Source organism: Bacillus solitudinis (genome assembly GCF_002797395.1).
In the GTDB taxonomy this organism is placed as follows: domain Bacteria; phylum Bacillota; class Bacilli; order Bacillales; family Bacillaceae_D; genus Halalkalibacter_A; species Halalkalibacter_A solitudinis.
On the sequence record NZ_KZ454943.1, the window covers coordinates 3,647,963 to 3,673,679 of the forward strand.

Annotated in this window: 25 protein-coding genes; 21 read left to right on the forward strand and 4 right to left on the reverse strand. The window is 35.8% G+C overall.

Annotated elements, in window-relative coordinates:
* Window positions 1-308: 308 nt before the first annotated feature.
* On the forward strand, window positions 309-1,499 hold the full coding sequence (locus CEF19_RS17940; protein ID WP_100407330.1) for a sensor domain-containing diguanylate cyclase: 1,191 nt from the start codon (window positions 309-311) through the stop codon (window positions 1,497-1,499).
* A gap of 79 nt (window positions 1,500-1,578) precedes the next feature.
* Here the strand turns inward: CEF19_RS17940 and CEF19_RS17945 are convergent, their stop codons facing one another.
* Window positions 1,579-2,481: a mechanosensitive ion channel family protein gene (locus tag CEF19_RS17945; protein ID WP_100407331.1), complete on the reverse strand. Its 903-nt coding sequence runs from the start codon at window positions 2,479-2,481 to the stop codon at window positions 1,579-1,581.
* A gap of 247 nt (window positions 2,482-2,728) precedes the next feature.
* Here CEF19_RS17945 and CEF19_RS17950 point away from each other — a divergent pair, with 247 nt between their 5' ends.
* On the forward strand, window positions 2,729-3,784 hold the full coding sequence (locus CEF19_RS17950) for a two-component system sensor histidine kinase NtrB (RefSeq protein ID WP_100407332.1): 1,056 nt from the start codon (window positions 2,729-2,731) through the stop codon (window positions 3,782-3,784).
* A 23-nt stretch (window positions 3,785-3,807) separates the two neighbouring features.
* Here CEF19_RS17950 and CEF19_RS17955 read toward each other — a convergent pair whose 3' ends face one another.
* A complete protein-coding gene (locus CEF19_RS17955; protein ID WP_100407333.1) occupies window positions 3,808-4,200 on the reverse strand; it encodes a hypothetical protein in 393 nt (130 codons plus the stop codon).
* 909 nt (window positions 4,201-5,109) lie between these two features.
* Here CEF19_RS17955 and sda point away from each other — a divergent pair.
* The 5 genes from sda to CEF19_RS17985 all read left to right on the forward strand — a co-directional run bounded on the left by sda (window position 5,110) and on the right by CEF19_RS17985 (window position 8,553).
* A complete protein-coding gene (sda, locus tag CEF19_RS17965) occupies window positions 5,110-5,262 on the forward strand; it encodes a sporulation histidine kinase inhibitor Sda (protein ID WP_100407335.1) in 153 nt (50 codons plus the stop codon).
* 213 nt (window positions 5,263-5,475) lie between these two features.
* Window positions 5,476-5,922: a MarR family winged helix-turn-helix transcriptional regulator gene (locus CEF19_RS17970; protein WP_100407336.1), complete on the forward strand. Its 447-nt coding sequence runs from the start codon at window positions 5,476-5,478 to the stop codon at window positions 5,920-5,922.
* A 26-nt stretch (window positions 5,923-5,948) separates the two neighbouring features.
* Window positions 5,949-6,932, forward strand: coding sequence for a ring-cleaving dioxygenase (locus tag CEF19_RS17975; protein WP_100407337.1), 984 nt, complete (start codon window positions 5,949-5,951; stop codon window positions 6,930-6,932).
* Window positions 6,933-6,945: 13 nt separating this feature from the next.
* Window positions 6,946-7,551, forward strand: coding sequence for an alpha/beta hydrolase (locus tag CEF19_RS17980; protein WP_100407338.1), 606 nt, complete (start codon window positions 6,946-6,948; stop codon window positions 7,549-7,551).
* A 123-nt stretch (window positions 7,552-7,674) separates the two neighbouring features.
* Window positions 7,675-8,553 (forward strand): metal-dependent hydrolase, encoded by an 879-nt coding sequence (locus CEF19_RS17985; RefSeq protein ID WP_100407339.1) that lies wholly within the window; start codon window positions 7,675-7,677, stop codon window positions 8,551-8,553.
* Window positions 8,554-8,610: 57 nt separating this feature from the next.
* Here CEF19_RS17985 and CEF19_RS17990 read toward each other — a convergent pair whose 3' ends face one another.
* Complete coding sequence (locus CEF19_RS17990; protein WP_100407340.1) at window positions 8,611-10,692, reverse strand: methyl-accepting chemotaxis protein; 2,082 nt, start codon at window positions 10,690-10,692, stop codon at window positions 8,611-8,613.
* Between the two features lie 309 nt (window positions 10,693-11,001).
* Here CEF19_RS17990 and CEF19_RS17995 point away from each other — a divergent pair, with 309 nt between their 5' ends.
* Window positions 11,002-12,093, forward strand: a complete 1,092-nt coding sequence (locus tag CEF19_RS17995; RefSeq protein ID WP_100407341.1) for a rhamnogalacturonan acetylesterase — start codon at window positions 11,002-11,004, stop codon at window positions 12,091-12,093.
* 81 nt (window positions 12,094-12,174) lie between these two features.
* On the opposite strand, the gene CEF19_RS18000 is transcribed toward CEF19_RS17995, so the two are convergent.
* Window positions 12,175-12,354: a hypothetical protein gene (locus CEF19_RS18000; RefSeq protein ID WP_100407342.1), complete on the reverse strand. Its 180-nt coding sequence runs from the start codon at window positions 12,352-12,354 to the stop codon at window positions 12,175-12,177.
* Window positions 12,355-12,475: 121 nt separating this feature from the next.
* Here CEF19_RS18000 and CEF19_RS18005 point away from each other — a divergent pair, with 121 nt between their 5' ends.
* From CEF19_RS18005 to CEF19_RS18060, 13 genes are all read left to right on the forward strand, one after another.
* A complete protein-coding gene (locus tag CEF19_RS18005; RefSeq protein WP_100407343.1) occupies window positions 12,476-12,676 on the forward strand; it encodes a hypothetical protein in 201 nt (66 codons plus the stop codon).
* Window positions 12,670-12,822 (forward strand): hypothetical protein, encoded by a 153-nt coding sequence (locus CEF19_RS23275; RefSeq protein WP_157800998.1) that lies wholly within the window; start codon window positions 12,670-12,672, stop codon window positions 12,820-12,822. The genes CEF19_RS18005 and CEF19_RS23275 overlap by 7 nt, the downstream gene beginning before the upstream one ends.
* Window positions 12,823-13,038: 216 nt before the next feature.
* The gene (locus CEF19_RS18010; RefSeq protein WP_100407344.1) at window positions 13,039-13,830 is read left to right on the forward strand and encodes an alpha/beta hydrolase; all 792 of its coding nucleotides are present in this window, start codon (window positions 13,039-13,041) and stop codon (window positions 13,828-13,830) included.
* A gap of 173 nt (window positions 13,831-14,003) precedes the next feature.
* Window positions 14,004-15,308 (forward strand): Gfo/Idh/MocA family protein, encoded by a 1,305-nt coding sequence (locus tag CEF19_RS18015; protein WP_100407345.1) that lies wholly within the window; start codon window positions 14,004-14,006, stop codon window positions 15,306-15,308.
* 306 nt (window positions 15,309-15,614) lie between these two features.
* On the forward strand, window positions 15,615-16,931 hold the full coding sequence (locus CEF19_RS18020) for an ABC transporter substrate-binding protein (RefSeq protein WP_100407346.1): 1,317 nt from the start codon (window positions 15,615-15,617) through the stop codon (window positions 16,929-16,931).
* Between the two features lie 261 nt (window positions 16,932-17,192).
* The gene (locus CEF19_RS18025; protein ID WP_198510315.1) at window positions 17,193-18,140 is read left to right on the forward strand and encodes a carbohydrate ABC transporter permease; all 948 of its coding nucleotides are present in this window, start codon (window positions 17,193-17,195) and stop codon (window positions 18,138-18,140) included.
* A gap of 1 nt (window position 18,141) precedes the next feature.
* Window positions 18,142-18,987, forward strand: a complete 846-nt coding sequence (locus tag CEF19_RS18030) for a carbohydrate ABC transporter permease (protein ID WP_100407347.1) — start codon at window positions 18,142-18,144, stop codon at window positions 18,985-18,987.
* A 24-nt stretch (window positions 18,988-19,011) separates the two neighbouring features.
* A complete protein-coding gene (locus tag CEF19_RS18035) occupies window positions 19,012-20,055 on the forward strand; it encodes a glycoside hydrolase family 88/105 protein (protein WP_100408368.1) in 1,044 nt (347 codons plus the stop codon).
* Between the two features lie 77 nt (window positions 20,056-20,132).
* Window positions 20,133-20,756, forward strand: a complete 624-nt coding sequence (locus CEF19_RS18040; protein ID WP_100407348.1) for a YesL family protein — start codon at window positions 20,133-20,135, stop codon at window positions 20,754-20,756.
* Between the two features lie 109 nt (window positions 20,757-20,865).
* On the forward strand, window positions 20,866-22,647 hold the full coding sequence (locus tag CEF19_RS18045; RefSeq protein WP_100407349.1) for a sensor histidine kinase: 1,782 nt from the start codon (window positions 20,866-20,868) through the stop codon (window positions 22,645-22,647).
* Window positions 22,648-22,718: 71 nt separating this feature from the next.
* The gene (locus CEF19_RS18050; RefSeq protein ID WP_100407350.1) at window positions 22,719-24,353 is read left to right on the forward strand and encodes a response regulator transcription factor; all 1,635 of its coding nucleotides are present in this window, start codon (window positions 22,719-22,721) and stop codon (window positions 24,351-24,353) included.
* Window positions 24,354-24,372: 19 nt separating this feature from the next.
* Complete coding sequence (locus tag CEF19_RS18055; RefSeq protein WP_100407351.1) at window positions 24,373-24,750, forward strand: sensory rhodopsin transducer; 378 nt, start codon at window positions 24,373-24,375, stop codon at window positions 24,748-24,750.
* A 12-nt stretch (window positions 24,751-24,762) separates the two neighbouring features.
* Window positions 24,763-25,632 carry a glycoside hydrolase family 43 protein gene (locus CEF19_RS18060; protein WP_100407352.1) on the forward strand — a complete coding sequence of 290 codons (870 nt, stop codon included), beginning with the start codon at window positions 24,763-24,765 and terminating at the stop codon, window positions 25,630-25,632.
* Window positions 25,633-25,717: the final 85 nt, after the last annotated feature.

A 25,717-nucleotide genomic window follows, 5' to 3' on the forward strand; every position in this document is an offset into this window, starting at 1 on the left:
AGTAAGCGGTTGATTTAATTTAATCGACCGCTTACTTTTTTCTTTAAAACTGTTCTACTCATTATTCCTCGGCATGCGATAATAGGCTTTTCGAAAACAGAAGGTGTTACTTTTTAAAAAGTCTCATAAAATACTTTTCATATGAATACCGACAGTGTTGGCGAGCGTTTTTTTATTCAGTAAATACTTTTGTGGAAATTTGTCGTAATATGTAGAAAATCAATGAAATTGTAATAGACAAACTATTATTATTCTGTATAATTTAAGTTAATTACATACTGTAATTAAACTTGATAGAAGGTGCATAAATGAGACAAAAGGGTAAATTAATGGTAGGACTTATCATCATAATTCTTGTTTCTAATATTGTTTATACTTATATTTCGGTTGGTTTGGAACTTTTTGTAGGATTATTAAGTTTACTTATTGGACTTCTAGCCTTGTGGTTAGGTAAGCAATATGATGATATTTCTCTACAACATCAAAAACTTAAAATAACCAATGAAAAAGTAGCTGAGAAACTATTGTTAATGAATCAAAAAAATAAAGATTATGAGCTTTTATTAAATTCTCTTGAAGGAGCAATTTTTTCTTTGGACGTACGTAACAATAAGATATATTTTACAAAAGGGGCGGAACTGATATACGGTTATTCAGATAAGGCCTTTAGTCAAAATATTAACCTTTGGAAAGAGTTAATTCATTCTGATGATTATGAAAAAGTAGAAAAATATGAGAAACAGTTGTTGCAAGGAAATTCCTCTCAAGTGAAGTTTCGAATAAATCACCCTGAAACGGGTGAAAAATGGTTGGTTAAAAGAGCGAATCCTCTGAAAAGTTCGGACGGGACGGTAATAAAAGTTCATGGACAAATAATAGATATCACGAAGCAGATTAAGTTAGAAAACGAATTAAAACAATTAGCATATCATGATGAATTAACGGATTTGCCAAATCGTAAATCTTTAGACCGTCACATTGAAAAGGCTTTGGCACGTTCAAAGCGTCATAACCATAATTTCACCTTAATGTTTATTGATTTAGATGATTTTAAAAATGTAAATGACTCCATGGGACATGAAGCAGGTGATTTTTTACTTAAGGAAGTAGTAATTAGGATAAAACAAAGTATAAGGGAAGAGGATTTAATCTCAAGAATAGGTGGCGATGAATTTATCGTCGTCCTTGAAGAAACCAATTTAGAAGAAATTGAAGGGATTGCGGAACGCATTCTTGAAAATATTTCACTCCCATATCTAATCAATGAACAAGAAGTTACAATCTCATTAAGTATTGGAATAAGTATGTTTCCCGATGATGGGGAAACGAAAGAAACACTTATTGATCATGCCGATAAAGCCATGTATTTTGCTAAAAACAATGGCAAAAACAACTTCAAAATCTATACATCGGATTTAAATGATATGGAATTTAAAAAGGTAGGTCATTTAGAAAAATGGGTCGAAGCGATACAGAATTCAAAGATTTTTAGTTGGTAGTCTTAGTTCCACTACGTACAAGCATATAAAAATCTAGCCAGTGTGCCTGATTCGATTCACGGCCCACTGGCTTCTTAAGTTATTTTTGCTTAATATTAACGTCTAAAGTAGGTACTTCTAGTATATCAAACGTTGCAGAAGCAAATTGAATTTTTTCTGAACTGCCATCTACTTCCTCTAAAATTCTCGTGAATAGTAAATCTTTGGTCGTCCTTCGCAAGCGGTAATGGGTGACAAACCGAAGTGTGTATTCTACCCAATTATCATTTGCAAAAAGCGTGACCATTGGCTGTGTGCTCGCATCCTCGATAAGGAATTTTTTTAGCATTTCATTCCAGTGTTCTCTAGCATGGAGGGAATATTCACCAGTAACCTCTATCCCGACTTTTTGAATAATTTCTTTTGTAGCTTTATAGTTACTTCCATATTTTATAGGGATTTTAATTTCATCCCACAGAAAAGGAAAGTCATTGGAGTAATTATAAACAGGTTCTTTAAATACAAAGCTATTAGCAACCCTTACAATACGTCCGTTATATAAATCACCATCTACCCATTCGTTGACTTCCATTATTGTGGTCCTCAAAACACCAAGGTCTATGACATCTCCTTTAATACCACCCATTTTCACTCGGTCGCCTGTCTTGAAGATATTCCCTGTAATTATCGAAATCCATCCTGCTATACTGATAATGACCTCTTGTAAGGCAAAAGCAATACCCGCACTTGCAACACCAAGTACTACTGTTACCCCACCAAGCTGGTTACTATAAACAATAGCTATAAAGATAAGTGCGAAGACATAACCAAAAATATTAATCATTTTTCTCGTTCTGTATCGGTTGTCATGATCTTTAACATATCGGTTAATACTTTTTTGCATTAATCTAATAATGATAACAATTAGGGTAATTCCTACTATGGAAATAATCATTTTTGTTAATAGTAGATTAGATATAAGTTCCCGAATACTTTCCTCCATTAAATACCTCCTAACTTACTGCTAAAATAAATAGATGTTCAGTCTCGAAATCTCTATCTGTCTATTCCTTTAATAAGTCACTTATAAACATACTTTCATCCTAAGAGATTGCTTTAAAAAGGAAAACTCACTTATCCTTCCCCTCATTTTTCAGTTAACGTAAAGAGTAATGTTATAATTTATGGTACAATTGTCATATAAGTATACACAAAATATTTAAAATTTCGGTTTTTAAGGAGTATCATAGATGGTTGAAGAGATTAAAAAGGACATTGATTTCCACTATATTCTTGAGTATGCATATAGTGCGATTCTGTTACTTGGACCGGACAAAAAAGTCTATTATCATAATAAAACATTACAATCGCTTTTAAAATGTAAGACCGAAAATATATTAAATCAATCCTTTGACGTATTTTTGCATCCGGATTTTCATGAGATTTGTAACGAGAGAGTACATAATGTGATTTACCATGATATAGATGCGACGGAAATGGAGCAACGGTTAATTTCTTATACGGGAGAAGAGATTAATGTCGAAATTAAAGCAGTCCCCTATATATATAAAGAAAAAAGAATGGCTTTAGTTTACATCAAGGATATAACAAAACAAAAAAAAGTGGAAAAGTTGCTAAAACACAGAGAAAAACTGAGCTCGATTGGTCAAATTTCTGCTGGCATAGCACATGAGGTAAGAAACCCGTTAACAGCAGTAAAAGGTTTTCTTGAATTATTAAAAGAAGAAAGTGCTCATCACTATTATCAAATTATGGAACAAGAATTAAAAAAGGCATTAAATACTTTAAATAACCTTTTACAAGTATCGAAACCTGATTTACATGAGGAAGAGAGAGTTGTCATTAATTTATGTACCGAATTGGAGTCGGTAATATTTCTATTTCAAGAACAATTATATGACATCAAAGTAGAGAAGCGGTTTCGAAATTCAGATATTACCATAAAAGGTAAACGGAATTTATTAATTAAAGCTCTATTTAACTTAATTAAAAATGCCATAGAAGCTGTTACTAAAGAGGATTCAATAATCATTGAACATTTTTATGATGGAACTACGGTATGTATCAAAATTGAAGATACTGGCATCGGCATGTCAAATGATAATTTAAATATACTAGGAACTCCTTTTTTTACTACAAAAGGTGATGGAACAGGAATGGGACTAACTCAAGTTTATACAACCATTCAAGACCATAATGGGGAAATTACTGTAGAAAGTAAAGAAGGTGTTGGCACGACGTTTATCATTCATCTACCTACAGACGACAATAAGAATTTTATCTAATACTATTATGTTAAGAATGATACTTACCTTTTAGCCTTTTTATAGGGCTGTCTCTTGGTACGGATAAATCCTTTTAACCGTGGAGTATTATAAGTATCGATGGAGTGGGCCATTATAGCACCAGCATTAGGAAATAACTTTCTCAGCTCTCTGCACCCCTTAACACGGTAATCATTAAGATGAGTGATGTGTGGGTCATATTGAACAAGTACTTCTGCAAGTACTGTTAATTCAGTGTACGACTCTTTGTTTTTTTCGTCATAACCAGTAGCTAGAACCTTTACATTTGTTACTTTAACCGTTTCACTAATAACCGTTGAGATAGTGGATATACGTTTATTACGTTCTTTCATGGGTTCATCTTCTTTAAAATAAATATAAATTCGTGCTTCACAATCTACTTTACCTTTATACATGACATCACCTCCAAAAACAGAACAATAGGCTTGCTTTAACAAACGCCGCTCATATCATATAAGAAGACCATAGAGATATCTCTATGGTCATAATTAACATACCAGAAACTGATTATACTAATATCAGGTTGCGTGAAACTGAGATTTAATCTTTTTCACCATAATTTTTTTAATTTTAGCTTTGTTTAAGACAAAATCATCATCTGTTACAATGCAGTTTTCCCCTTCAATAGTTTGCTGAAACATTTCCTTTCTTACGTCGGAACGGGTCTTAAAATGTATCTTATTACCATTCAAAAACTCAACGAAGACATGGAACCGTTTCAAATCTAATCAGTCCCTTCTGAGGAATATTTTCTAACTCTTTCATTTTTTCATAAAATCATTCTTTTGGCAAATAATCAGAATTTGGAAAGGCTTATTCTGACTCATTATCTAAGAAAGGTTGAATTTTTTTATATTAGCTTCTATAGGATAATTTTGATAAAAAGCTTATGATAAAGTTTGCCTCGATCCATCACTCCTTTGAAAGCAGGGTGTTTTAATACGATTCTGCTTATATTGTGACCGTCGCTCCAAATATTAGTTTGGAATTGATTGATTCGTTGGATATAGCTCTGACATGTCCCTGCAAACTCTAACATTTCTACTTTAAATTTATTTTTTAGTTGTTATATTTATACCAACAATTTAAATAGGGTAAGAATTGGACATCGATGGTAATGCAATAAATAAGGATTTTGAATAATTTTTTAGCTAATCTTCTTTTGATAAAAATAACTGAACGTGTATTATAGTAAATTGCAAGTGTATTAAATAATATAAACGGTTGCATTCTGATGAGTGAATTCTATACTTAAGTAGAGGTGAGAGGATAGGAAGCCACTCACTTATAAAGGAGTTTTAAAAATGGATTATTTATCAGAAGAGGTATTGGTAGAAACGTTTATTAAAGCAATGCTTTTAAAGGTTGACAAAGAATTTATTATTTTGCTTGAAACTGAAATAACTAGACGTGGTATAGACGTAGAAGCTTTATTAAAAAAACATAATTTAAGTTAGTCGGATAAGAGCTAAAACCTATTTCTTAAATAGGTTTTTAATTTTGGGTTTAATAATTATTCGAATAGGAGAAGTTTTAATATAGACCGTTTTAATCCTAGGAGACTTTTAAAATAAAAACTAATAAAAAGTAAGTAAATTACTTTACATTCTATCGGTTTAGTACTAAACTGATATTGAGAAGCAAATAGCTTTAAGTTTGGAGGAACAGAAATGAGTAGAGCACACTTCCTTTCTCAGAAGCAAGAGGAACGGTTAGGAATATTACTTTGGTTTCGTTTCGCCCGTTTCTACAACCGGAGTATTCGTCTTTCAAATCAACACTTAAAAAGATGGGACCTAACCATTTCACAGTTTGATTTACTTGTTCAAATTGGAGCGCATCAACCGATTTCTCAACAAGAACTTGCTGGAAAGTTATTTGTTACGAAAGGAAACTTGACTCAACTTATAACAAAGCTCGAAAGAATGGAGCTTGTGAAGCGTACACAGGAATGGCGAACAAAGCTGATTACCTTAACAGACAAAGGAACAACACTATATTCAGAAGTTGTCCCGCAGCAAGAGCGCTTTCAGGCGGCCCAGTTTCAAGGACTAACAAAAGTAGAGCAGAAACAATTAATGTCATTATTAAAAAAGCTCATGAATGTCGAAAACTAAACTAACTATAATTGGAGTGATTACCGGTGGATTTAAAACCATTAAAAGGCCAACATCATGTGTCTGCTATAACAGCTAATGCAAAAGAGAATTACCGTTTCTATACAGAAACATTGGGTTTGCGTTTAGTAAAGAAGTCTATTAATCAAGATGATACATCAGTCTATCATTTGTTTTATGCGGATGAACGAGGAAATCCTGGCACGGACCTAACATTTTTTGAAATTCCTCATGCTGGTCAAACACATCAAGGCACCAACAGTATATCTTTAACATCCTTACGGGTGTCAGATGATGAGGCATTAGATTTTTGGAAAAACCGTTTTGAGGATCTTGGAGTAGAGCATGATGAGATTTCTCACCATACAGGTAGAGCGACCTTAGCATTTCGCGATTTCGAAGGACAACGTTTAATGCTCGTTTCTGATCAAAATAATTCAGGGGTAGCAGGCGGGAAACCTTGGGATAAGAGTCCGATTCCTGTTCGACATGGTATTATTGGTTTGGGTCCTGTAACCTTGACAGTTTCTCGAGCAGATTTAACAGCAAAAGTTATTCGCGATGTGATGGGCTACCGTGAAATAAGAAGCTATTCATCACTAATTGAAGGACAAAATGATATTCGAGTATTCGAAACGGGTGAAGGTGGGACCGGCGCAGAAATTCATATTGAAGAGCGTAAAGATTTAACTGGTGAAAGACCTGGACGAGGAAGCGTGCATCATGTTGCCTTTCGTGTGGAGAATGAAGGAGAATTAAATAAATGGGTTGAGTATATTCGTGAAGTGGGTCTCCCAAATTCGGGATTTGTTGAACGCTATTACTTCCGTTCTCTCTATTTCCGTGAAGCGAATGGAATCTTATTTGAACTAGCAACGGATGGCCCAGGTTTTGAAGGGGATGAATCGTTTGAGCATTTAGGTGAGAAATTAGCTTTACCTCCATATTTTGAAAACCAACGTGCTGAAATTGAAGCGAGATTACAACCGTTAGACACAAAAAATGACTAAAGGAGGCTAATTTATGCATCATATTTTTATCGAAGGAAAAAAAACTTCTGCTCCAACTTTGTTGCTTTTGCATGGAACAGGAGGAAATGAACGAGATTTATTACCGCTTGCGAATATTATTGCACCAGATCATTCGGTTTTAGGAGTAAAAGGGAATGTGCTAGAAAATGGCATGCCGCGTTTTTTTCGTCGCCTTGCAGAAGGGGTTTTTGATGAAGAGGATTTAATCTTCCGTACGAATGAGCTTCATGAGTTTATAAATAAAAGTGCACAGACCTATCAGTTCGATAGAAACAATGTGATTGCGATTGGATATTCAAATGGAGCCAATATTGCAGCAAGCCTAATGTATCATCATGAGCAATCATTACGAGGTGCAGTATTATTTCACGCAATGGTTCCGCGTCGTAATTTGACATTACCAAGTTTAAATGGGACACCTGTATTTATTGGGGCAGGAAGACATGACCCGCTTATTCCTGAAACAGAGACAAAAGAGTTGATTGATAACTTGCGTGAAGCAGGTTCTGATGTTACTGATTTTTGGACAGAAGGCGGTCATCAACTAACTAGAGAAGAAGTAGACCAAGCTACAACTTGGTACAATACAATTCAATAATGACGGCAAGTTGTTGTCGAAAAAGCCAGCAAAAATGTGCTTGGCTTTTTTTATAGGATTTATACATTGGCAGCGCACCAAAAGTCGGCTATGATTTGATAAAAGCGAAAAAAGAGGAGAAAGATGGACACAATTACACATACCTTACTCGGATTAACCACATACGGGGCAATAAAAAAAGAAAATATCGATGCTCACACTAAACGAGCGCTATTATTCTCTGCGGTTGTTGGTTCACAAATACCAGATATAGATATTGTTGCTAACCTTAGCGAGACAGGTAGAATTATGGGACAAATGTGGCACCGTGGACTCACTCACTCACTATTTCTCACGCCAATTTGGGCTATTATTATTTATGGTCTAGCCATTTTAATTTGGAAACGAAAAGATGCTATTATTTTTCACCTGGCATGGTTGAATGTTCTCATTCATGACGGTACAGATGCACTTAATACATGGGGAACAGGGTTACTTGAACCTTTCTCAACGGCTCGTATCACGCTTGGCTTTATCTCCATTGTTGACTTTATTATTTGGGGAATTATACTGATAGGCTTCTTATTAATAAAACTCAGGAAAAATCTTCTTCGGTATCAGGTCTGGAGAGGGGTATGGATAGTTATTCTGATGCATATCGGATTACAAAGTTTACAGGGAGCTATCATTCAATATCAATTTGATGAAAAATTTGAGCAAGTTGAACTTTCAGCCGATTTTATTCCTGGACATTTCTCCGTCATTGCGAAATCAGAGGAGAGCATATCTATTTATGAAAAGACGGTATGGAGCAAAGGGAAGTTAGTAGAAACATTGTATTCCGCAAAGAATGCTGACCTAGAAAGGTTATTTGAAGAAAATCCAAGGGCAGCCGTTCTAAACGAATGGTCACCATTTGTTGTTGTTGTAGCTAACGAAGAAACTATTGGAATCTATGATCCTCGTTTCTATAGTAATGGCTCCTCCTTTTTGACTGAATCCATTACGTTAGAATCGGAATAAAAAATAAACCGTATGAAATTACCATAATTGGTGATTTCATACGGTTTTAACTGATTTTTATAATCTGAATTTGGAGATGCTTGCTTGCATCATCTCTGCTAGCTTAGCCAGTTCTTCACTTGAATTAGCGATTTCACTTATAGAAGATGTTTGTTCTTCCACAGCAGCAGAAGCTTCCTCAGTGCTCGCAGCATTTTCTTCGGATATCGCAGAAAGATTATTAATAAGATTAATAATTTCCTCTTTTTTCTCTTCCATGCTTTTGCTTGAATGGATAATATTATTCATTCCTTCTTTCATGTTTTCGATAGCTGCCGAGATGCCAACAAACTTTTCATTTGTCATAGCAAGACTGGAAGATTGAGAGCTTGTATTATGATCAACTATATCCATTGTTTTGACAGCGTGCTCTGATTTGCTAGTTAACTCTTGAATGATTCCAACGATTTCTTCAGTAAATTCATTTGATTGTTCTGCCAACTTTCGTACTTCATCTGCAACTACAGCAAAGCCCTTGCCGGCTTCACCAGCTCTGGCAGCTTCAATTGCTGCATTTAAGGCTAATAAATTTGTTTGGTCAGAAATACTTCTTATCATTTGACTTGCCGAAGCGATTTTTTCGGTGCTATCATTTGTATTCAGTATGATATCTTTTATTTCCTTAACTGACCTTGTATTTAAATCTGTTTTCTCAATTAAATCATTTAAGCTTCCAAGTCCTTCATCTTTTAAATGACTTACTTTTTCTGTGGAGGTAATTAATAAGTTAACGTAATATCGATCTTGCTCGATTAATTCACCTAACTCTTGTACTTGTGATGCTCCTCTTTCAGTATCAGTAGCTTGATCGTTCGCACCTGCAGCAATATCATCAATGGCACTGGCAACTTCGCTCGCTGCATTTGCCGATTGTTGACTAGTAGCTGTTAATTGCTGAGAGGATGCCGAAACTTGTTCAGAAATGTCCCCCGTGGATTGGATGAGTTTAACAAAGTTTATCCGCATTGTGGATAATGAATTTGTTATATGGCCAATTTCATCTTTTCGTTCTTTTTGCTTTTCTAATATTCTATTATGCTCTAAAGTAAGGTCGTAATTTGATAACTTTTCAATTGCCTCTGTTACTGCTACTAGGGGTCTACTAATAGAGTTACTTAATAAATATGTGATAACAATACCAACAAGAGTAAAAATGAGTGTGATAAGGATTAACCCATTTCTCAAATCATTCAATACAGCAAATAATTCATGTTTGTCCACTTCGATAACATTTACCCAATCCGTGCCTTCGATTGGTGAGAAACCAACTAATATTTTATCTCCAGCAAAGCTGTGTTCTCCAAAGCCAACTTCACCGTACTGAATTTTTTCTTCAAATAGTTTTACTAATTCATCAAGTGACTGGTCTTCTTCTTGTGTTTGCTCGGATGTATCATTCTCAGCAGGTTCTGCTTGAATCTCATCCATTGCAAGGATATTAAGCTCCATTTCTACTAATATTGATTCGGGGTGAGCTTGAAAGGTACCATCACGTTTTGCGATAAAACCTCGAGCGGATTGATGACCAGCGTATTCAATGTTATTAACAATATCTATTAAGTCGTTTGAACTTTTTCTGCCATAAAATACACCGGTGATGTTTCCATCTCTAATCACTGGGGCTGCATATATGATGATTTGTTCGCCACTTTCTGAACTTTTCATTACATCAGAAACAGTCGATTTTCCTGTAAGTGCTTCTTGATAGTAAGTACGATCACTCACATTAAGTACTGTAGCTCGGGAGTTAAATGTAATAGACTGTCCACTAGTGTCAGCATAAGCAAAAGAATGGTAGCCACTTCTGTCTGCGATTTCTTCAAAAAAAGCAATTTTTTCTTCTAGCGGGGTATCATCTGTGACAATTTCATTTTCAGACATTGCTTCAATGTACTTCATTTCTTGTGTTAAAGTAGCGGATATGAATTTAGCATTTTCCACGGCTGCACTTGTTATCCCTTTTTCAGCTTCAGAACTGATAGATTTTGTACTGTTAATAATGGCGACAGTGCCTAGACCAATAGATGTTAACAAAATAAGTAGAGTAAAAAATAAAACAAGCCTAGTCTTAATCGATTTCAAAATAAAAGTCCTCCTCATGATGTTCGATAATTGTTCTAGATAGCAAAGACAGTGACTTTACCCATATATAGTAAGAAATACTTAGAATTTCACGGTTTCTCACTGTTTATCATATAGAATCAATTAATAATAGCACAGATCATTGTCAGTTTGTGGAGATTTTTGTAGAATTTTAGGGAAATTAGGGTAGCGATATAGGAGTGAATTAATTTTTTGGGAAAAGTCGAAACCAACATAATCATTTTAGTAACAGAAGTAACTTTCTTTTGGTATGATAGATACGGCTTACCATGCTATTAAACTTGTTTACGAAAGGGAGGATTATCGATGTTATTAAGTGATTTTAGCTTTTTATACGGAAATAACAACGTTGTAATAAAGGTTGATAGTCGTTATTCGAGCGAAATAGGGTATGGCTTTCTATTTGAGACAGCTCCATCAGAAGATGAAGATAAAAAAGATTCTTATCCTGGCAATTACAGTCGCTTATCTGAACCGACATTTGTAGTTGATTTACCTAATGGGCATTATCAGGTTAGGATTACGTTTGGGTGTAACGATAAAGTAGCAACTACAACCGTAGTGTCTGGAGCAGGTCAAAGAATGCTCAAGCAAGTAAGAACACAAGCAGGGGATAAAGTCTGTCAGAGCTTCGCCGTGAGTATTACTTCTGGTCGACTTTATTTAGCCTTTTTGGGAGAAAATTCAGTCATTCTCCAAATTGAAGTAAAACAAGTAGATGAGTTACCAACTATATATCTGGCTGGAGATTCTACAGTCGTGGATCAAGCGTCAAGTCAGTATCCGTTTACAGGGTGGGGACAAGTTTTACCATCATTTCTAACGGCTGACATACTAGTGTCTAATCACGGGCGTTCTGGCAGAAGCTCCAAGAGCTTTATTGAAGAAGGACGTTTAGAGCAAATTTGGAAAACTATAAAGCCAAATGATTATTTATTTATTCAGTTTGCTCATAATGATGAAAAAGAGAATGAGGGAGGGACGAAACCATTTACAACGTATCAACAATATTTGATGGAGTATATAGAAGGAGCAAGAGAACGAGGCGCAAAACCAGTATTAATTACTCCAATGCATAGGCGAGTATTTAATAATGATGAAAACATTGTTAATACTCATGGAGATTATCCTGAAGCGATGAAACAGGTTGCACAATATAGCAATACCCCTTTGATTGATTTAGCTGAAAAAAGCAAGAATCTTTTTGAAGAATTAGGACTGGAAGAAACGAAGAAGGTCTTTATGTGGTTAGAACCGAATGAGTATAAAAATCTTCCTGAAGGTACAAAAGACAATACACATTTTAGTGAATACGGAGCATTTGAGATTGCTAAATTAATTGTTGAAGGAATTCAAGAGCTTCCTAATATTAGGTTAAATAATCTTTTACGTGTGTAATGAAGAGACTGTCCCAAAATTCCTTTGCATCTATAATTCTCGAAGAATTTTTAAATGTTTGGACAGTCCTAATACTTCAAATTATCTTGTATGATCTGACTTTTTATACTGAGAATAATTTTTAATTCCTAGGTAGAGTAGAACGCCACAAATGACAAAATCAATTAATGTGAATGCACTAGCTACGACCATAAAAATAATCCAAATAAGTAAGGCTACAAAATAAACAATCCCAGACCTGAAAAATTTATTTTTCGTCAAATCATTCATCTCCTTTAGAATAAGTACCATTCTAAAGCTTATCTGTTTTTAATAAAAGAGTCAAACTATCCCAAATTATATTCATTTGTCAGCGTCCCCTTTTGTTAGGTAACAAAGTTTCGTGTTTAAGTATGTCATTCTCAAACATTCAGAGCAACAAGAGGCTGCCGCATTATTTATTGATTTCTTCACTAATAGTATAGAAGCAAATGAAATGTTAAGGGCAGATCGTGGTGTTCCAATTTTTTTAGAAGTACGTGAGCACCTCGCATCAATTGTTGAGGGTCCTGTAAAGCTACATTTGACTACCTTGAGTTGGTAGAAGATTATACAAGTCCAACTGATACGCTAGAGTCTGAAGTTAGAAGTTCATTCCTTAGACTAGTCGAATTAATTAAATATGATAGAATTTCACCAGAAGATGCAGCCAAGCAATTCCGTGAAGAGGCTGAAGCTATTCTTAATTAATAAATAAGTCGAAAGGTTAAGAATGCAGAACTAAACGAGAATAGGTTTCTAATTACTAAAAATTCTTGCAGGTCAAATAGCATTCTTGTTGTATATAGTCATAAATATCTTTTAATAAGGGTGGATGCAAAAGTAAAAAGAGAAGTTTCAAAAGCTATTAATTGTCACAGCGTTCATTCCAGATATGCAATAAATCTATGTGAAAGGTTGAGTTAAATGGAAATACTACTTTGGCCAACAGAAGCTCCTTTTTCAAAAGGGACAACGGAAGAGGATAAGCCCGCGATTATCCCATATTTACTAAAAGGAGAGAATCATCCTATCGTTCTCATCTGTCCGGGAGGAGGATATAGTAGAAGAGCAAACCACGAAGGAGAACCGATAGCTAAATGGTTAAATTCAATTGGCATTTCCGCATTTGTCCTAAGGTATCGAGTCGCTCCATACCAATATCCTTGCGCTACACTTGATGTCAAGCGAGCAATTCGGACAATTCGCTATAATGCGAGCAAATACCAAATTAACCCAGAAAAATTAGCTGTGCTTGGTTTCTCTGCAGGAGGTCATCTTGCATCAACTGCAGGTACGTCATTTGATTATGGAAATTCATTGGAAGAAGATCCGATTGAGACTATGTCCAGTCGGCCTAATCTATTGTTACTTTGCTATCCTGTAATAACAATGGAAGAACCTTTTATGCATGAAGGTTCACGCACAAATCTGCTAGGTGAACAACCTGAACAATTAATGATTAAAAAGCTTAGTAGCGAATATCAGGTGACAGCAGAGACGCCTCCAACGTTTTTATGGCATACTTCCGATGATGCATCTGTCCCAGTTGAAAATAGTTTGGAGTTTGCTAAAGCATTACGGAAACACGACGTATTATTTGATTTGCATGTCTACTCTAAAGGACGGCATGGCTTAGGGATGGCAGCAGAAGATGCACATGTTAGTTCTTGGACAGCTAATTGTGAATCATGGTTTCGGATGAATGAATTTATTTAAATAAATCAATGCTTTAAATGAGGGATAGTTCAAGCTTCTACCCCTCTTTCAATTATTAATTTTCTATTTCTAAGAACAACAAAGAGAAGAAGTTAGTATTGACAAATGAAGTAGTAGATTACTAAAATATAATAACAACGTTGTTAAAGATAAAGTATCAGGAGGAGAAATGGATGAATAAAATTGTGGTTTGTGGTGTGAGTAATCGAGCATTGGGAATGTTTATTAATCCTGTTATCAATAAGTTTTCAGAACAGAATGAAATTGTTGGTTTGCTAGATACTGATGAACGTCGGATTGAGATTTGTAAAGAAAGGTTTCCGGAATTGGTTAATCTTCCTGCTTATAAAACAAACCAGTTTGATCAGATGATTGAAGAAACAAATCCAACGTCAGTCATTGTCACAAGTCGTGATGATACACATATCGACTATATTTTAAAAGGCTTGGAGCACAATCTTACAGTTATTACTGAAAAACCAATGGTTACAACAGTGAAAGATGCTAAAAAGGTCATGGAAGCAGAAAAGAAAAGTAAGGGAAAGGTCATTGTCGCTTTTAACTACCGTTATAATGCCTTTCATCGTAAAATAAAAGAAATGATTTTAGAAGGCAAAATTGGACGTGTAACATCAGTAGATTTGAATTGGTATATTGATACGTATCATGGAGCTAGTTATTTCAAACGTTGGAACCGTAAGAGAGAATTCTCTGGAGGACTCTCTATTCATAAATCGACTCACCATTTTGATTTAGTTAACTGGTGGATCGATCAAAAACCAGAAGAGGTATTCGCTTATGGGGCGTTAAATTACTTTGGAAAAGACGGAGAGCTTAACCCAAGTCCAACTGACAATCGTTATTGTGGAACCTGTAATGAAAAGCCAGAGTGTGGGTATTACATGAGATGGAATAGCCGTAGCCAAGCGGGAGCTGTCAAAGACGATCATGTTCTCTCTGAAGGAATTGAAAAATCTGAGCAAAGCTACACAAACTATCGTCCAGATGCCTGTATTTTTGATAACGAGATAGAGATTGAGGATACGTATGTCGCTTCAGTAAAATATGATAAGGGTGCTTTTTTAAGCTACTCCATAAACTTTTCTGTCCCATTTGAGGGGTACCGACTTGCGATTAATGGTACAAAAGGAAGAATTGAAACACAGGAGTTTCATGAATTAAGTCGAGTTCCTTTCCCTGTCCCAGAACAAACAATTGATTATTTTCCTTTATTCGGTGCGAAGGAGAGCATTCATGTTGTCCAAGGTGAAGGAACACATGGTGGGGGAGATCCACTATTACAAGAAGACATTTTTATGGGAGTTGACCCGAATCGTCCTTACGAAATTTTGGCGGGGGCAGAGGCGGGAGCTTACTCCATTGCTGTCGGTGAAGGTGTTTGGCGTTCAAGCAAAGAGAATAAGCCATTAAAAGTTGAGGAAATGATGAAAGAAACGGAAACTGTATATATTAAATAGGTATTAGTTGGAATAATAATAGTTCCCCTTCAAGTAGAAAGTGTAAAATCATCTCATTAAGAGTGGTCTTACATTCTACTAGAAGGGTTTTTATTTTAGATAGAATCAGAGGGACGAGGTTTAATACATGAGTAGATTAAAAAATACTTGAAAATCATTCTCACAGATGCTCACTAAATCAATGCATTTATAAGAGATTTTCGTGTTTTTTTATATTTTTTTAACATTTAACATCTATAAACTGGTTAACATAACCCCTATAATTAGGTTGTAAGCACTTACAAATATATTTAGGGGGAAAAATGTATGAAAATGAAATTTAAACTTATGTTGCTAATGTTAGCATCTATTTTTGTTATCGCTGCTTGTAGCGGAGGAAATGAAGATACAGATACTCCTGCTGATAATGGCGACGATGAAGCGCCAGCAGCAGAAGGTGAAGTGACAATTCGTGTCGCATGGTGGGGAGGCCAAGAGCGTCATGACATGACTCTTGAAGCTATCGAGCTTTTCGAAGCTGAATATCCAAACATCAAAGTTGAGCCTGAATTCACAGGTTGGGATGGTTATTGGGAAAGATTAAACACGCAAGCGGCGGGTAACAATCTTCCGGATATTGTCAACATGGATAATTCAAAAATGAATGAGTATAATTCTCGTGATTTACTAATTGATTTAACACCTTTTATTGAAGATGGAACGATTAACTTAGAAAATGTTGAAGATGTTTATCAAGAAATTAATACCATTAACGATGAAGTGCTTGCGGTTTCATTAGGTGCTAATGCACTAGCTGCGATTGTGAATGAGACATTAATTGAAGAACATGGCGTCACATTTGAGCCTGGTTACACTTATGACGATGTAAAAGAAGCAATGCTTGGAATTAGTGAGTCTGCTTCAGGCGAATTTTTCGGCTATGACTTTGCGAATGCTGAATTAGAATTGTTTACAGTATATGCTCGTCAAAAAGGTGAGTCTTTGTTTAATGAAGATGGTACTGGCTTTAATTATAGTGATGAAACTTTAGTTGAGTATTTAACTTTTGTTCAAGATATGGTGAATAGTGGAGCGGCTCCTTCACATGACATTTCAATGGAGTATGTTGAGGGTGGTCAATCAATGGTAGGTGAAGGTTCAGCAGCTATTCAGACAGCTGCAAGTAATCAAATCATTGGTGCTGCTCAACAAACAGAAGATACTTTAGGTTTGAGACTTCTTCCTACATTAGAAGGTGGAGAGAAGGGGAACTGGATACGTCCAAGTATGTCTTTCTCAATCTCATCTCATTCTGAACAACAAGAAGCTGCAGCGAAGTTCATTGACTTCTTCACTAATAGTTTAGAAGCAAATGAAATTTTACGTGCTGACCGTGGTGTGCCAATCTCATCTGAAGTTCGTGAGCACTTAGCTGGGATGGTTGAGGGTCCTGTAAAAGCAACGTTCGACTATTTAGAGTTGGTTGAAGACTACACAAGCCCTGCAAATCCACTACCACCAGCTGGTGAATCTGAAGTTCGTGGTGCATTCTTACGTATGATTGAGTTACTTAAGTACGATAGAATTTCTCCTGAAGATGCCGCAGAACAATTCCGTGGAGAAGCAGAAGCAGTTTTACAATAATTTATAATTGAAATAGCGATAAACCCCCTTCGTGTGAAGGGGGTTTTGTTGTACTCCTATTGTTATGTGTGGCTTTTGGACTATTAAACACCGTTTATTCTTAATTTATATAACAATTGTGTAATTTCGTTGTTTTTAAAAAGATATTTAACTTTTATACTCTACAACAATTATGACACACGTCTTATAATTGTTGTAAGCACTTACAGTATAGATGAAGAGTATAAACTTCTATACTAGATATAAAGGAGGTTAGAAGTGATGGATAAAGAATTAACAAAAACAGAAGTTAGTGACGTGGCAGCAAAAAAACAACGTCGTAAAAAGGCATTTAAAGAAAACTTAACGGCGTACGCAATTATATCACCATGGCTAGTAGGTTTCCTAGCTTTAATCATTGGTCCAATGATCGCTTCATTGTACTTATCGTTTACCAATTATGACATGCTTTCCACTGCAGGTTGGGTAGGGTTTGATAACTATACTAAAATCTTAACGAGTGACCCACGCTTTATGCAGTCAATGAAAGTCACTTTAATATTCGTCTTTATTTCAACACCTTTAAAACTGGCGTTTGCGTTATTTTTAGCAATGCTATTTAATACGGGAAGAAAAGGGACGGGATTGTTTACAACGGTTTACTACATCCCATCGATTATTGGAGGTAGTGTTGCTATTGCGGTTGTTTGGAGACAAATGTTCGGACGCACTGGTGCTATCAATGGTCTTATGGAATCGATTGGTTTACCAACAATGAATTGGATTGGGAATCCAGATACCGCCCTATCTGTCTTAGTATTATTGATTATCTGGCAATTTGGTTCACCAATGATTATCTTTTTAGCTGGGTTACGACAAATACCTGGCGAGTTATACGAAGCAGCTAGCGTAGATGGAGCAAATAAATTTACGCAATTCCTGCAAATTACACTTCCAATGTTAACACCAGTTATTTTCTTTAATTTAATTATGCAAACAATTGGTGGTTTCATGACCTTTACCCAAGCTTACTTAATTACTGGCGGGGGGCCACTTGATGCTACGCTATTCTATGCAGTTTATTTATATGAAGTTGCATTTGAATACTTACGTATGGGTTATGCCTCAGCAATGGCTTGGTTGATTCTCATTTTAATAGGTATAATTACATTAATTCTCTTTAAAACTTCTAAGTATTGGGTTCACTACGAATCTGAAGGAGGAAAATAACATGAAAAAGAAACGTAGTAGAATTTCAGATTTAATTTACTATCTGTTTGTTATTGCTTTTGGTTTTGTGATGATATATCCGATTCTTTGGATGTTCTCTGGTTCATTAAAGCCTGCCACCGAGATATTTAGTAAAACGTTATCATTAATTCCAAGTGAATTTGTATGGTCAAACTATCCAGTCGGGTGGCAAGGCTTCGGTCGCACTGGATTTGACATCTTTTTCAAAAATTCCTTGATTGTCACTTCTCTCGTGGTAATCGGAACAATTGTATCTTCGAGTATTGTAGCTTATGGCTTTGCGCGCTTGAATTTTAAATTTAAAGGAATACTATTTGGCTGTCTAATGGCAACGATAATGCTTCCAGTACAAATTACTCTTATTCCGCAATATATTTTGTTCCATAATCTGGGCTGGGTCAATACGTTTCTTCCATTAATTGTTCCTGCATTTTTAGGAGGAACGCCATTCTTTATTTTCTTGCTTATTCAGTTTATTAGAGGGATACCAAGAGAACTTGATGAAGCAGCTATTATCGATGGATGCTCGACCTTTAGTGTTTTCACAAGAATTATTCTCCCTCTATTAAAACCAGCATTAGTAACAGTAGCAATCTTTGCTTTTATGTGGTCATGGGACGATTTTCTTTCACAATTAATCTATCTAAACAATATCAATTTGCAAACAGTAACATTAGGTTTACGAAATTTTATGGATGCAGATGGAAACACAAGTTGGGGACCATTACTGGCGATGTCATCTTTGTCGCTTTTACCTCAATTTCTCTTGTTTGCTTTTTTCCAGAAGTATCTGGTAGAAGGTATTGCAACAACAGGTCTCAAATAATATCAACAAGAGGAGGAATGAATGTTGAAGTCTCTAGTTTATGATGAAAAAGAGCTAATACAAGTCATTGACAGAATTGTTGAGCGAACGTTTGAAATGGACCATACGTGGGACTGGCCAGCAGGGGTAGCTTTTTATGGAGTATGTACAGCTTATAAAGCTACCAAAAACGAGAAGTATTTACTGCAATTGAAAGAATGGGTTGATGAATATATTGAGTATGGACTACCACCAATGTCTGTTAATATCGTATCCATGGGTCATACGTTATTAACGTTATACGAGGAAACAGGTGAAGAGAAGTACCTTGACCTAGCTATAAAAAAGGCCGACTATTTAATTCATGATGCACCTCGTTTTGCAGAAGGTGTCCTCCAACATACAGTTGGAGGAGGGGTTTCTGTTTTTCCTGAACAGGCTTGGATAGATACACTCTTTATGGCGGGTTATTTTCTCATTCGGATGGGGGAATCATTAGATAATCCTGAATACACGAATGATGGATTAAGACAATTCCATGGTCATGAAAAGTATTTACAAGATCAGAAAACTAATTTGTACTATCATGGCTGGGATAATCTTCAGGGTAATAACATGTCAAGTATATTTTGGGCGCGAGGAAACGCTTGGGCAGCTTATACCATGGCGGCTGTACTCGGAAAAATTGATGTAAAAGAACCTTCATTTATGGAGATTAATGGTTCAATTCGCGACCAATTGAGTGCATTAATACAACTTCAATCCGAAAATGGATTATGGCATACTATTTTGACAGAGCCAGAATCGTATGAAGAAACATCTGGATCTGCTGGAATTGCTGCTGCGTTAGTTTTAAGAGGCGCGAATACACCTAAAACATTCAAGGCTGCACAAAAAGCTTTGGATGGTTTATTGAAAAAGGTTGATGAGAGAGGGACAGTTCTTGATGTTTCAACTGGTACGGCTGTTATGAATAGTGCAGAAGGCTATCGTACGACGTCCAAAAAGCGTATTGAAGGATGGGGACAAGGTCTTGCCCTCGCATTTTTCTCTCATGTGTTAAGACAAGGGAAACAAACGAATGCTTAAATGACAGGGGGTCACTCGATTTCGGGTGACTCACCTTTCATTTATTGCAGAAATATAGGAAAAGGGGGTAGATTTTATTGTTTCGTAAACTAACGGATGGAACCTTTAAAATTGCAGAATGGTTTATGCATTTAGCGCTTGTTAATTTTCTTTGGATTTTATTTACGGTGATTGGTTTAGGTATATTTGGGTGGGCTCCTGCAACGACAGCGGCATTTGGTGTCATCCGTAAAATTCTCATCTCACCAGACAGTGATGTGCCTCTTTTTCGTACATTTCTTTCCATTTATAAAAAGGACTTTATCCGCGCGAATGCGTTAGGGATTATTATTTTGTCGGGTGGAATTTTATTATTTTTAAGTAGCGGAATTATCAATGAAATGAATAATGCATTCTTTATCAGGATTTTACTAATTGGTGTAGCCTTTGTTTTTGGGGTTATTGTCATGTTTTCTTTTCCAGTTTTCTCACATTACCGTCTAACCATTAGGGAAACTTTTCGCCATTCCTTTTTAATAGGTTTAGCTAATTTGCATTATTTTATTGTTTTTGTTGTTATCTTAGCTGTCCTTGCTGTCATATACGGTACATTTCCAGGGTTTATCATTTTTTACCTGGTAAGCATCCCTATTATCATTATCATGCATTTTTGTTTGAGAATTTTTGATAAAATTGAGAAGCAAACTGTAAAAACCGAATAGGATGTGTTCGTATTTAGCATGTATCATTATGGTATAATAGCTAATGAGAAACTATAAATCGTCAATCGTTTTTCGTGCAAGTTATGGTGATGAAAGGTTGGTCTAAACATTGGGCTTATTTAAACGATATCGAATACGTCATATCTTTTTTGGTAGCTTTTTTCTTTTTTTTATAATATTCTTGACGATTATTATAATGGTAACCTACCGCTATTCTGTGGACCAAATGATATCGACAACAACAGAATTCCAAAAAGAAAATCTTGCGCTCTTGACGGAAGATTTAAATCGAAATTTAGATTATTTTGATGATATTTCTATTGTTTTGTCAAGACAGAAAGTGTTTCAAGATGCTCTGCGAGTAACCGATGATCCTTATACTAGGAGGACGTACTTCTCAGCGCTATCTCAAGACTTTTCAAATTATATATATAGTGTTCCAGGACTACACTCGATTGAGGTTTACATGGAGCGCCCACCTAATAATGTGTTAAATCAGCCCATTCAATATTATCCTCTTGAAGTGATAGAGGATAAAGAGTGGAATGAGCAAATTAAAAATAGAACACATGCTTGGATTGGAAAGCGAATCATTCCTTCACAAGGAATTGCCGACATTGATGTTGCTAGTCTGTCTAGAAATGTTTATTCCGTTCGTGGAGAATTAGAAGCTATCCTCATTCTTAATATCGATTCAACTTTACTAGAAGATTGGTTAATTCGTACAAACTATGAATCAAATTTGCTTCTATTAGATAGTACAGGAACTGTTATCGCAAATTCAAATTCAGTTCCATTAGAAGATGATTTTCTAGCGTTTGTTGAGGAGAGCGCCTTAAATATTCAAGAACAACGAAGTCGGATGCATCAAGTTGAGCAAAAGGCAGAACATATTGTTGTCACCACACTCATTCCTTCAACAAACTGGACGATTATGGAGATAACTCCATATGAAGAACTAACGGCAGGGAGTAAGGTATTAACAGGAGTTTTAGCTTTAATAGGGATAGGTTGCATCCTCACTGCGTTTTTAGGGACTCTATATTTAACGAAAAAGTTTACGGACCCGATTCTTGATTTAACCCGAGTTTTAAAGCGCTTCCCGCAACAAGATATCTCAACGGAACTTCCTACGGATTACCGTAACGAATTCGGACAGTTATACAATGGATACCGTGAGTTAATTAACCGAAGCAATATGCTGTATCAGTCTTTAATCGAACAACATCGTAGGCATAGAGAAGCTGAATTAAAAGCATTACAAGCAAATATTAACCCTCATTTTTTATATAACACTCTTGACCAATTAAATTGGAGTGCCCTAGAGCGTGGTGATGAGGATATGAGTCGTATGCTTGAATTACTTGGAAACATGTTGCGAATTGGCCTTTCAAAAGGTGAGAACATTATTTCAATTTATGATGAGTTAAGATATTTAGAATACTATTTAAAAATTCAAAAAATCCAAATGGGAGAGAGACTTTCCTATAAGATTAATGCACCAGAAAGTGTAAGCGATTATTTTATTCCCAAATTAACGTTACAACCTTTTGTTGAAAATTCAATTATTCATGGCTTTCATGACCAAAGAGAAGGGAATATCATAATCGAAGTGTTAGAATTAGACGATACAATAGAATTTAAGGTTATCGACAACGGAAGCGGTCTGAAAAGTGACAAAAACGTAATAAAAGAAAAAATGGACACTGGTGGTTACGGTACTGTCAATGTTCAAGAGCGATTGGATCTTTATTTTAGCAATGATGCTAGCGTCTCGATTGAAAACCGAAAGTCTGGTGGAGCGATAGCAACTATATGTATTCCCAAAATTCGCGATAAAGAGAATATTAAATACAAGGACTATAAGCTAGAAGAATACTACCCTACCTAATAATTTTTCAACTTCAAATAAAATAGAGTATAGAAATCAAGGGAAAATTTGTTTTAAAAGGAGTGAATGTAATGTGGAGAGTTGTCATTATTGATGATGATGAAAAAGTTCTACGTGGAATGAAAAATATTATCCCTTGGGATGAGTTCAATTGTGAATGGGTTGGAGAAGCAAAAAATGGCGAAGAAGGTATTGAAATTATCGAAGAGACAAATCCTGATATTGTTATTACTGATATATATATGCCTGTCATGAATGGAATTGAGATGATTCAAGAGTTAAGGGAAAGAGAATTTGATGGCAAGGTTATTATTTTGAGTGGCTACAGTGAATTTGAGCATGCACGCCAGGCAATGAGACTTGGTATTGATGATTATTTATCAAAACCAGCATCACCCCAAACAATTAAAGACGTCCTTCAAAGCTTAATCAATCGACTCGAACAAGAAAATATGGAAAAGTTGGAATACGTTGAGCTTCGTGAAAAGGTGAAGCTTTATGAGCCAGTAGCTGAAAAAGAATGGTTGAAGTCACTTGTTACAGGTACGGCTAATCTATTTAATTTACCAAAAACGATCGAACTTATCACTGATAATTGGAAAAATAAACATCATGTTGTTGTCTCCATTACCTATGATGAGAGCTTGGAACAATCCACTCTATATCAAACCAATTGGTATTTATTTCGATTTGCAGCCAGTAATATTATCAAAGAAACAACATCTCCTTACTTTGATGATTTTCATTTTATTGAGCTTCATAGCTATCAAGCGGTTTTATGTATTCATTTTGATGCAGATGCCGATGGAGTTACGGATAAGCTTGATAAGCTCATATCCTTGATTGAAACTAGTATGAACACGTATTTAAATGTTACTACATCGCTAAGTATTGGTGGAATTAAAACCAACTGGAGTGAATTAGACGAATCTATGAAGGAAGCAATGTATTCTTTGTCGAAGAGTTCATTTAACAAAGCGGAACAACCATTAACCATTGAGCAAGTGCCGGAGTTGAGTTTAGTCAATTCCGAGCAACGTACCCTATGGTCAGAGTCGATGGAAGCCAATCAGAAGCTGGCTGAATCAATTCGGTATGCAGATGAGAAAGCGGCATGTGAAGTAATTGACCAATTCTTTGAAAAGGCTGCAAAACAGCCATATAACAAAGCTGTGGCCATTCAAATAGGAATTGAAATGTGGACCATCATGACTTATTCACTTTATGATATTGGCATCCGTATTCATGATATGTTCTCAGATAATTTCGATTTGTATCGCGATTTGACACAGAAAGAATCATGGGAGGAAATTGCTCAATACTTTAAAGAAAGTGCCAATCATGTATGTCATCATCAACAATGGGATGAAAATATGAAGCATAGACAACTAGTCGAGCAAATGATTGATTATGTCCAAACCCATTTGAGTGATAATATTACTCTCCAGGAAATTGCTGATGAATTATTTATATCGAGGAATTACTTGGGACAAATTTTCAAGAAAATTGTTGGTGAGCCATTTAAAAACTACATTACGAGAGTACGAATGGAAAAAGCGAAGAAAATGATTCAAGGTGGAAACCATTTAATTTATGAGGTATCCGAAAAGGTAGGCTATGTGAATCCTGCTTACTTTACCACTACTTTTAAAAAGTATACCGGATACACGCCAACCGAATTGATTAATAAGAAAACTCTAATATAAAACAAAGGTGGTAATTAATATGAACAATCTTAAAAAAGGTGAAACGCTTTGGTATATTCCGGATGGGTATATTCCTCCGATTAGTTCGGGAGATTTAATTAGTCATGAATCTATTTGTGTACTTAATTGTAATAAAGAAGAAGTACACCTTAACATTACCATTTATTTTGAAGATCGCGATCCGATTGAGAATATTTCTGTTGTGGTTGCTGGAAAAAGAACAAATCATATTCGTACGAGCTCACTTGAAAAAGCAGGGGAAAAGATTCCGAATGCCGTTCCTTACGCCATTGAAGTTGAAAGTGACTTACCAATTATTGTTCAATATAGTCGTCTAGATTCCACTCAAAATGAGCTTGGTTTAATGTCGACGATGGCATATCCGATTCAAAAATAATTGAGGTGCACAATGTTAAAAAATGATGAGATTCGAATTAGAGACCCGTTTATTCTTCCCGTTGCGAGCGAACAGACCTACTATTTATTCGGTACCACCGATGACAATGTTTGGGAAGGAACAGCTACTGGGTTTGATGTGTATACGAGTAAGGATTTAACGAATTGGGATGGACCTTATCCGGCATATAGACCATATAAAAACTTTTGGGCAGATCGTCATTTTTGGGCTCCGGAAGTATATTTTTACCAAGGACGCTATTATATGTTTGCTTCATTTAAATCTGAAGATAGGTGTCGAGGGACACAGGTATTGGTAGCGGATAAACCAGTCGGTCCTTTTACCCTATTAACTGACGATCCAGTCACACCAAAAGACTGGGAATGTCTTGATGGGACATTATACATAGATGAATTGGACAATCCTTGGATGATTTTTTGCCATGAATGGCTACAAATTGAGGATGGTACTATTTGCGCCATACCACTCTCATCTTGTTTAAGTAAAGCCAGCGGTGAACCCGTCACATTATTTAGCGCGTCTAATGCAAAGTGGACGAGAGGGGATAAAAATTATGTGACGGATGGCCCATACCTCTATAAGAATTCACAAGGAGTACTCTTAATGCTCTGGTCAAGTATCGGTGATAATGGGTATGCAATTGGAATTTCTCGATCAACGACAGGTAGCATTCTTGGACCATGGGATCATGATGAAACACCGTTATTTGGAGAAAATGGTGGACATGGTATGTTGTTTAGAAGCTTTCAGGACGAGTTATTACTGACGATTCATTCACCCAATCGTTCTCCAAACGAACGACCAGTTCTCTTCTCAGTTAAAGAAGAATCAGGAACATTAGTGCTTGGAGAACAAAGATAAGAGTTAATCAACTGAATAAACGGATGGATGTTATCGCAATGATAACGTCCATTTTTTATGTAAAAAAGATACAATGAAAACTTTG

What these genes read in the sequence shown, in the direction of transcription:
- CEF19_RS17945 (WP_100407331.1), bottom strand. Translation starts at nt 2,481, where the DNA reads ATGGAGGAAAGTATTCGGGAACTTATATCTAATCTACTATTAACAAAA.
- CEF19_RS18050 (WP_100407350.1), top strand. Translation starts at nt 22,719, where the DNA reads ATGTGGAGAGTTGTCATTATTGATGATGATGAAAAAGTTCTACGTGGA.
- CEF19_RS18015 (WP_100407345.1), top strand. Translation starts at nt 14,004, where the DNA reads ATGAATAAAATTGTGGTTTGTGGTGTGAGTAATCGAGCATTGGGAATG.
- sda (WP_100407335.1), top strand. Translation starts at nt 5,110, where the DNA reads ATGGATTATTTATCAGAAGAGGTATTGGTAGAAACGTTTATTAAAGCA.
- CEF19_RS17980 (WP_100407338.1), top strand. Translation starts at nt 6,946, where the DNA reads ATGCATCATATTTTTATCGAAGGAAAAAAAACTTCTGCTCCAACTTTG.
- CEF19_RS18030 (WP_100407347.1), top strand. Translation starts at nt 18,142, where the DNA reads ATGAAAAAGAAACGTAGTAGAATTTCAGATTTAATTTACTATCTGTTT.
- CEF19_RS17970 (WP_100407336.1), top strand. Translation starts at nt 5,476, where the DNA reads ATGAGTAGAGCACACTTCCTTTCTCAGAAGCAAGAGGAACGGTTAGGA.
- CEF19_RS17950 (WP_100407332.1), top strand. Translation starts at nt 2,729, where the DNA reads ATGGTTGAAGAGATTAAAAAGGACATTGATTTCCACTATATTCTTGAG.
- CEF19_RS18055 (WP_100407351.1), top strand. Translation starts at nt 24,373, where the DNA reads ATGAACAATCTTAAAAAAGGTGAAACGCTTTGGTATATTCCGGATGGG.
- CEF19_RS18060 (WP_100407352.1), top strand. Translation starts at nt 24,763, where the DNA reads ATGTTAAAAAATGATGAGATTCGAATTAGAGACCCGTTTATTCTTCCC.
- CEF19_RS18020 (WP_100407346.1), top strand. Translation starts at nt 15,615, where the DNA reads ATGAAAATGAAATTTAAACTTATGTTGCTAATGTTAGCATCTATTTTT.
- CEF19_RS17985 (WP_100407339.1), top strand. Translation starts at nt 7,675, where the DNA reads ATGGACACAATTACACATACCTTACTCGGATTAACCACATACGGGGCA.
- CEF19_RS17995 (WP_100407341.1), top strand. Translation starts at nt 11,002, where the DNA reads ATGTTATTAAGTGATTTTAGCTTTTTATACGGAAATAACAACGTTGTA.
- CEF19_RS18010 (WP_100407344.1), top strand. Translation starts at nt 13,039, where the DNA reads ATGGAAATACTACTTTGGCCAACAGAAGCTCCTTTTTCAAAAGGGACA.
- CEF19_RS17990 (WP_100407340.1), bottom strand. Translation starts at nt 10,692, where the DNA reads ATGAGGAGGACTTTTATTTTGAAATCGATTAAGACTAGGCTTGTTTTA.
- CEF19_RS17955 (WP_100407333.1), bottom strand. Translation starts at nt 4,200, where the DNA reads ATGTATAAAGGTAAAGTAGATTGTGAAGCACGAATTTATATTTATTTT.
- CEF19_RS18025 (WP_198510315.1), top strand. Translation starts at nt 17,193, where the DNA reads ATGGATAAAGAATTAACAAAAACAGAAGTTAGTGACGTGGCAGCAAAA.
- CEF19_RS17940 (WP_100407330.1), top strand. Translation starts at nt 309, where the DNA reads ATGAGACAAAAGGGTAAATTAATGGTAGGACTTATCATCATAATTCTT.